This is a genomic window from Microbacterium sp. NPDC055910, assembly GCF_042271185.1.
Lineage (GTDB): Bacteria > Actinomycetota > Actinomycetes > Actinomycetales > Microbacteriaceae > Microbacterium.
Genome location: NZ_JBHJZS010000009.1, coordinates 84,398 through 91,610, shown reverse-complemented (window position 1 = coordinate 91,610; position 7,213 = coordinate 84,398). Strand labels below are relative to the sequence as shown.

The following is a 7,213-nucleotide window of genomic DNA, read 5'->3' as shown; positions in this document are numbered from 1 at the left end:
CGCACCAAGCTCGCCTACCGCACCCGCGACAACGGCACCGTCGAAGTCACCACACCCACCGGATTCACCTCCACCGAACCCCCACCCTTCTAACGGCGACGAACCGCGACACGCATACAGCCGCGAGGTATCCGCTCGGACACCCACCCGGCCGCAACAGCGAACCCGCGCAGTCGCACACCCTGGCGACGGAGTCGTTCAGCGTTCCGCGACCGCCCCGAGGAGTCCCTGCCTGCGTGCGTGAATCACCGCCTGGTGACGGCTGTTCGTACCGAGCTTGGCGATCGTGCTCTTCATGTAGGTCTTCACCGTCGCCGGCTGAAGGCTCAGCTGCCGCGCCACGTCGGCATACGTCAGACCCAAGCTGACGAGCTCGAGCACTTCGGTTTCGCGACGGGTGAGGATCGTCGTGCTCGACGCGGGCTGTACACCCGCGAGTCGACGCGACGCCGCAATAACGCGTGACGCGACGGACTCGTCCGTGATGAGCTGCGCCAACTCGTCCAGTTCGGCCGACACCTCCTGGGCCGCGTGAGCGAGCTCGACATCACGCTCGGCCGCGGCCGCTTCGAGCAGAGTGATGCGGCGGTCCGCCTCGTCACGGATCTCGATCTCTCGGGCGAGTGCGTCCGCAGCGACGGCGAAGTCGTCTCGCGCACGAGTCCCCCACGTCACCGGGTGGTGCGTCGCCGCGTACGCGACCATCCTCGTCGCGCCGTTCACGACGATCGGCGCCGCCATGACCGACCGGATGCCCTCGGCGAGGACAGGCTCGTCATAGTCGTGGCTGATCGATGTCGCACGACGGTAGTCGGTGACAACGACGATGCTCTTGCCCGCGAGCGCCCGTCCGCCCGCACCGCTGCCCGGCTCGACGACCAGTTCACGCAGGCTGTCGGTGGTCGTTCCGGAGAACTCCGTCAGCCGCAGCCCGCCACCCCGTACGACGCCTCCGAAGACGATCGGAAACCGGGAGGCGACGCGAATGCCGCGCAGCATTCGTCGCAGTGCGTCCATATCTTCGCGTCTGCGCATCCGACCGCCCTCCTTGCCGTGTCGCGCCGATTGTATCCTCGCCCCGGCACGCACCCCCTTTGGGGGATGGTGCGCGGGTGCACGGATCGCGAAGCTTGTCTCAGCATGTCTTCGATGGGGAGGAATCCGATGGCCACGACCGTCAACAGCGAGCGCTTCCGGCAGGCTCGAGATCAGCTCGTCGCGCTCCGAGAGGATTACGCCCGCGCGCGTTCGGAGTTCTCGTGGCCCACGATCGACGGTGAGTTCAACTGGGCGATCGAGTGGTTCGACGCGATCGCACGGGGTAACGACGCACCTGCGCTCGTGATCGTCGAAGAGGACGGCCAGCGCACGACGCGCACCTTCGACGAGATGGCGTCACGCTCTGATCAGCTCGCGCATTGGCTGATGGGCCTCGGGGTCTCCCGCAGCGACGCGGTTCTGCTGATGCTCGGCAACCAGGTCGAGTTGTGGGAATCGATGCTGGCGCTCATGAAGATCGGCGCCGTGATCCTGCCCACGACACTCGCCATCGGCGGCAGCGACCTCGAAGACCGTCTCGTGCGCGGCTCGGTCACGCACGTCATCGCCGCGGCCGAGCACGCGTCGAAGTTCGACGGCATGGCGACCGCGGTCACCGGCATCCGGATCGGCGAGGGCCCCGCGACGTGGGCAGCCTATGAAGATGCCTTCCGCGCGCCGGCTGCTCCCGTCTCGCACCCTGGTACGCGGGCGACCGACCCCCTGCTGCACTACTTCACGTCGGGCACGACCAGCCGGCCGAAACTCGTGGAGCACACGCACAGTTCCTACCCGGTCGGTCATCTCACGACGATGTACTGGCTCGGGTTGCGACCGGGCGACGTGCACCTGGCCATCAGCTCGCCCGGATGGGCCAAGCACGCCTGGAGCTGTTTCTTCGCCCCGTGGATCGCGCAGGCGACGATCTTCGTCTACAACTACGGGCGGTTCGACGCCGAGCGGCTGCTCGAGACGATGCGCGTCGAGGGCGTCACGTCGTTCTGCGCTCCACCGACGGTGTGGCGGATGCTGATCCAGGCCGATCTCTCGGCGGGTCCGGGCGTTCTCCGCGAGACGGTGTCCGCCGGCGAGCCCCTCAACCCGGAGGTGATCGCGCAGGTCCGCACGCAGTGGGGACTCACGATCCGGGATGGATTCGGCCAGACCGAGATGACGGCGGTGATCGCCAACTCCCCCGGCCAGCAGATCCGCGACGGCGCGATGGGCCGGCCGCTTCCGGGATGCCCGATCGTGCTGATCGATCCGGTGACCGGCGAACCCGCCGACGAGGGCGAGATCTGTGTCGACACGGGTGAAGCGCCGACCAACCTGATGACCGAGTACGTCGGGGATGCCGCCCGGAACAGCGACGCGTTCGCGGGCGGGTACTTCCACACCGGCGACATCGCCGTGCGCGACGAGAACGGCTACCTCACCTATGTCGGGCGGACCGACGACATCTTCAAGTCGTCGGACTACAAGATCAGTCCGTTCGAGCTGGAAAGCGTGCTCGTTGAGCACCCCTCCGTCGTCGAGGCGGCGATCGTCCCTGCTCCCGACGAACTGCGGCTCGCGGTGCCGAAGGCCTACGTCGTGCTGGCCGACGGCGTCGAACCCACCGCCGAAACGGCCGACGCGATCCTCGTCTACGCGCGAGACCACCTCTCGGCGTACCAGCGCATCCGACGCATCGAGTTCTTCGAGCTGCCCAAGACGATCTCGGGCAAGATCCGCCGCGTCGACCTGCGCCAGCGCGAAGAGCGGATCGCGCGCGGTGAGGAGGTCGCACACGAGTGGCGTGACGACCACATTCGCGCGGCATCCGCGAAGAAGACTCCGCTCGCGGCCCGCCGTTCGTGAGGCGCGGGCGTCAGGGCAGACCCACGGTCATCTGAACGAGCTCGTCGAGCGTCAGGGCTGCGCCGCGCGTAGCGCTGTCCCGGCTCGGACCGATCGCGCACCTGCGGCACGCCGTGCACGACGCCCGACTGACGAAGGTGAATCAGCGCAACGCCGCGATGACGGGCGTCGCTCCCCCCGCTCCCGCACGGACCGTGACGTCTTTCATCATCAACTGAACGGATGCCGCACACCACCTGTCGCGCGTCCGGGCGCCGGCCCTTCTCGCGATGGCGAGTGGTCACCTGAGGTCATGGCGGCAGCGGCCGGCGGCATCCCCGATGCGCGCACCGCGGTCGTCACGGGCGCTCGACACTCTGGGAGTCGCTCTGACACCGGGGTGTCCGACTAACCTGAACGCAAGTCTGCGCGAGTGGGCGCGCTGAATCCTTCGGGAGGCGGCATGTTCGACTGGGAAGCGATGTTCTTGCCGAGCCTGCCGCTCGTCGAACTGGTGCTGCGCGGTACCGTCACCTTCCTCGTGCTGCTCGCGTTGGAGCGATTCCTCGGCCAGCGCGAGTCCGGCGGGCTGGGCGTCACCGATCTGCTGGTCATCGTCCTGATCGCCCAAGCGGCCGCACCCGGTCTCATCGGGACGCGTCCTCGATCACCGATGGGATCATCCTGGTCGCGACGATCATGGGCTGGAGCATCGCTCTCGACGCCGTCGCCTACCGATGGCCGCGGGCGGCGATCATCATCAAGGGCAAACCGCACCTTCTGATCGAGAACGGGCGACCCAATCGCCGAGCGATGCGGCGGGAGTTCTTATCGCTGGAAGAGCTGAGGAGCCAGCTGCGACTGCACGGCATCGAGGATATGAACGACGTGCGCCGGGCCTTCATCGAACCGAACGGCGAGATCAGCATCATCCGTCGCGACGGGGCGGAGCCCGATCAGCCGATCGAGCCGCAGGCTCCGTGATTCACACGCGCGGGCGAGCTCAAACGCTCGCACTACTGGCCGTCACCGCGCGCGGCGGCAGCCTCGCTCGTCGACTGCTGAGTAGTGCGCCAACGGCCCGGCCACGATCATTTCGCCGAGTACTCGGCCGAGAGCAAGTGAGCGAAAGCACCCCGGCGCCAGTCGGTCGGGAGGCGAAAGACCCCCACGGTGCGCGGCACGGTCAGTCACTCATGCAACCAGAATGCCGCGACGAAAGCGGTGCGCGCCGACCGGGAGTGTGGTTGTATGCTAACCAATCGGTCCGAGAGGATCGCGGAGGGAACGACGATGTCAACGCTGACGATGATGCCAGATGAGGTACGCGAGGCGATCGCGGAACTCAACGCCAAGGTGAATGCGGACCCAGAGCTTGCCCGCATGTTCAAGGAGGAGCCGACGTCGGTTCTCACGGGGGTGGGGATTCCGCCGGCCTCGGTCGACGCCGTACTCAACTACGACGCAAGTCTGCAGGAAACGGAAGCTCGGCGGCACCAGTGCTGCGACGGGACCTGCTGGTTCACCATCAGCATGTGTCCCGGCACGTGCTTCGTCTCCATCCACTAGGTGCCAGGCGCCCCCGCACCGTCGGACGAAATCGAGGTGGCTCCTCGGCCGTCCGTGATAACGACGCTCGAGGCCGCCGTCCGACGTGCGTCGGATCGGTGGTCTCTCGCGCATGCTGACGACTGGATCCGTGTCTCCTCGAACACCTCGGTGCCGGAGCAAGGTTGGAAGATCCACCTGTCGGCCTCGCCGCTGACAGCCGACGCCGTGCTCGAATCAGCACTGCCCGTCTTGCTCTCTCACGACTGCGCCTTCAAGGTGCTGCGCTCACACGAGCTTCTCGGAATACTCAATCAGGGTCACGGCGAGAACTTCAGCCAGGTCGGAAAATTCATCACGGTGTATCCGCCGAGCGACGATGGTTTCGTCACGCTGGCGCGGGAGGTGGATGCTGCGACGTCGCATCTTCACGGCCCGGTCATCTCCTCCGATCGCCCGGTACGACCCGGCAGCATCGTCTATTACCGCTACGGTTCGTTTCGCGCACGGTGGCTGCAAACCCCGCTCGGCGAGTACCTGCCCGCTCTCCTCGGGCCCGACGGCGTTCCCGTCCCGGACGAGCGAGGGTCGCGCTTCTCGCGTCCCGATTGGGTCTCCGATCCGCTCGCCACGCTCGAGGGCGACGACGACGACGTATCAGGCGACCGCGACTCCGGCGATTCCCCCGCACTCGTCGCTGGACGCTTCGTCGTCGTGGGGGCGCCGCTGCACACGAGTGCGCGGGGTGCCGTGCATCTCGCGCTCGATCTGCACACGCGGCAGACAGTCGTGCTGAAACACGCCCGACGCGGCGGGGTGATCGAGTCGAGCGGTCTCGACGCGCGCGATCGGCTACGCCACGAATCGAACATCCTCACTCAGCTCGCCGACGACTCGCGGATCCCACGGCAGTACGGTCTGTTCGAGTTCAAGGACGATCTCTTCCTGGCCTTGGAGGACATCCCCGGCTCCACCATCACGCGCGCTGTGAGCGACCGGTATGAAACAGGCGCCGAATATGACGAGGACTGGGTGGTCGGCATCGCGTCCGAACTCGCCTCGCTGGTCGCCGGAATTCATGAGCGCGGCTTGGTCTTGCACGATCTCAAGTCGTCCAATGTGATCCTGGGCAACGATGACCGCCCGCGTCTGATCGACTTCGAGCTCGCCGCACCCGTCGGCTACGCGGCTCCCGACCGTCGAGGTTACGGCACGCCCGGGTACATGGCGCCCCAGCAAAGAGACGGCGAATCGTCGAGCGTCGCGGACGACGTCTTCTCCTTCGGTGCGCTCCTCTACTTCCTCACCACGGGCGCCGAACCCTCTCAGGCGCCCGATGTGAACGACCTTCTGGCACGCCGACCGTTACTGATGAACCCGCGCATGCATCCACTGTTGGCTCAGCTGATCGAGCGCTGTCTGCGGTCGGATCGGGCAAGCCGTCCGGCCACGATGCACGATATCTCCAAAGCTCTGGACTCCCTTCGGCATGACGTGGCGAACGCCACCGCGGCACACCGAGACACTGCGAACGATGGGCAGACGGCCCAACAACACGCCATGCGCCGTGCACGAGAACTCTTCTCCGCCATGGACGCAACGGTTCACCGCGACGGCGATCGGACCTTCTGGCGAACACGTCATCCGCAGGCTCGCGGGTTCGATGCCGGCGACATCAACATAGGTGGTGCCGGCGCAGTGCTCGCCTACGCCGAACTCGTTGACGCATGCGACGGTGATGAGGAGGCACGCGACGTGCTCCGCCGAACTGCGCTCTCGCTGCGGTATGCGCCGGTCGCCGACGGTGCTCCGCTGGCCGGGCTCTACGTTGGCCTTGCGGGCCGGGGCGCAGCCATCCTGCGAGCCGGACAGGTGCTCGATGACCTCGGACTGATCGCAATCGCGGAAGAAATCAGCGATGATGTCGCGCGCATGCCCGGAACAGCACCCGACCTTTTCAACGGCTTAGCCGGACGCGTCAGGTTCCACCTGCTCGTTCACCAGGTCGTGGGTGGCAGCCGCCACCTGCAACACGCTGAATTCGCGGGCACGAGACTCCTCGACGATGCGAAACCCGATGAACACGGACGACTCAGTTGGTCCCTGGCAGATGGCTTCGGCAAACTCGCCGGCCCCATCGGCACCGGCTACGCACACGGCTACGCCGGGATCGGCGACGTTCTCATCGACCTCCACAATGCGACAGGCGGAGAGCGGTGGCGTGAAACGGCCAGTCAGATCGCTGAACGGCTGGAGTCTCTCGCGGTGACCACCCCGTCACAGGGGACGCGCTGGCCCGACCACGCGGACGGTTCGGGTGTAATGACCGGGTCGTGGTGCCACGGTGGTGCAGGGATCGCGATCTTCTTCCGATCGGCGGGGAAAGCAGGGATCGGAGCACGGTCTTTGGAACTGCTCGGACGCGCGGCGCGCACAGTTGCAAGCTCAGGACGACACCTCGGTCCCGCCCAGTGCCACGGGCACGCGGCGACTATCGAATTGCTGTTGGACGCTTACCAGTCGACCAAGAACGAAAACTACCTGACCGAGGCCGCTGCGGTCGGACGCCTGCTGGATGCGTACGCCTCCGCGACCGAGCACGGCGTGCTGTACTTCGGTGACACCCCGAATGTGACGAGCCCCGACTACATGCTCGGATACGCGGGCATCGCGATGACTCTGCTACGTCTCGCCGAACCCGACACTCGCCCGAGGCAGCTGAGCCTCAACGGTTTCTCCCACCGCGCACCGGCACACTGAGCCTCGACGGTTTCTCCCACCGCGCACC

General features: G+C 66.5%; 6 protein-coding genes. 5 read left to right on the top strand and 1 reads right to left on the bottom strand.

Annotated features, from left to right (window positions below; genetic code table 11):
- Window positions 1–198 precede the first annotated feature (198 nt).
- Window positions 199–1,035: a response regulator transcription factor gene (locus tag ACFC3F_RS06495; RefSeq protein WP_376127770.1), complete on the bottom strand. Its 837-nt coding sequence runs from the start codon at window positions 1,033–1,035 to the stop codon at window positions 199–201.
- 129 nt (window positions 1,036–1,164) lie between these two features.
- Between ACFC3F_RS06495 and ACFC3F_RS06490 the strand changes: the two genes are divergently transcribed.
- The 5 genes from ACFC3F_RS06490 to ACFC3F_RS06470 all read left to right on the top strand — a co-directional run bounded on the left by ACFC3F_RS06490 (window position 1,165) and on the right by ACFC3F_RS06470 (window position 7,185).
- Window positions 1,165–2,898, top strand: a complete 1,734-nt coding sequence (locus ACFC3F_RS06490) for an AMP-binding protein (protein WP_376127768.1) — start codon at window positions 1,165–1,167, stop codon at window positions 2,896–2,898.
- 412 nt (window positions 2,899–3,310) lie between these two features.
- Window positions 3,311–3,661, top strand: coding sequence for a hypothetical protein (locus tag ACFC3F_RS06485; protein WP_376127780.1), 351 nt, complete (start codon window positions 3,311–3,313; stop codon window positions 3,659–3,661).
- Window positions 3,577–3,861: a DUF421 domain-containing protein gene (locus tag ACFC3F_RS06480; protein WP_376127766.1), complete on the top strand. Its 285-nt coding sequence runs from the start codon at window positions 3,577–3,579 to the stop codon at window positions 3,859–3,861. The genes ACFC3F_RS06485 and ACFC3F_RS06480 overlap by 85 nt, the downstream gene beginning before the upstream one ends.
- Before the next feature lie 309 nt (window positions 3,862–4,170).
- Entirely contained in the window at window positions 4,171–4,446 is a 276-nt protein-coding gene (locus ACFC3F_RS06475) for a hypothetical protein (RefSeq protein WP_376127765.1), read from the top strand.
- Complete coding sequence (locus ACFC3F_RS06470) at window positions 4,447–7,185, top strand: lanthionine synthetase LanC family protein (protein ID WP_376127763.1); 2,739 nt, start codon at window positions 4,447–4,449, stop codon at window positions 7,183–7,185.
- The last annotated feature ends 28 nt before the right edge of the window (window positions 7,186–7,213 follow it).

What these genes read in the sequence shown, in the direction of transcription:
- ACFC3F_RS06480 (WP_376127766.1), top strand. Translation starts at nt 3,577, where the DNA reads ATGGGCTGGAGCATCGCTCTCGACGCCGTCGCCTACCGATGGCCGCGG.
- ACFC3F_RS06490 (WP_376127768.1), top strand. Translation starts at nt 1,165, where the DNA reads ATGGCCACGACCGTCAACAGCGAGCGCTTCCGGCAGGCTCGAGATCAG.
- ACFC3F_RS06495 (WP_376127770.1), bottom strand. Translation starts at nt 1,035, where the DNA reads ATGCGCAGACGCGAAGATATGGACGCACTGCGACGAATGCTGCGCGGC.
- ACFC3F_RS06475 (WP_376127765.1), top strand. Translation starts at nt 4,171, where the DNA reads ATGTCAACGCTGACGATGATGCCAGATGAGGTACGCGAGGCGATCGCG.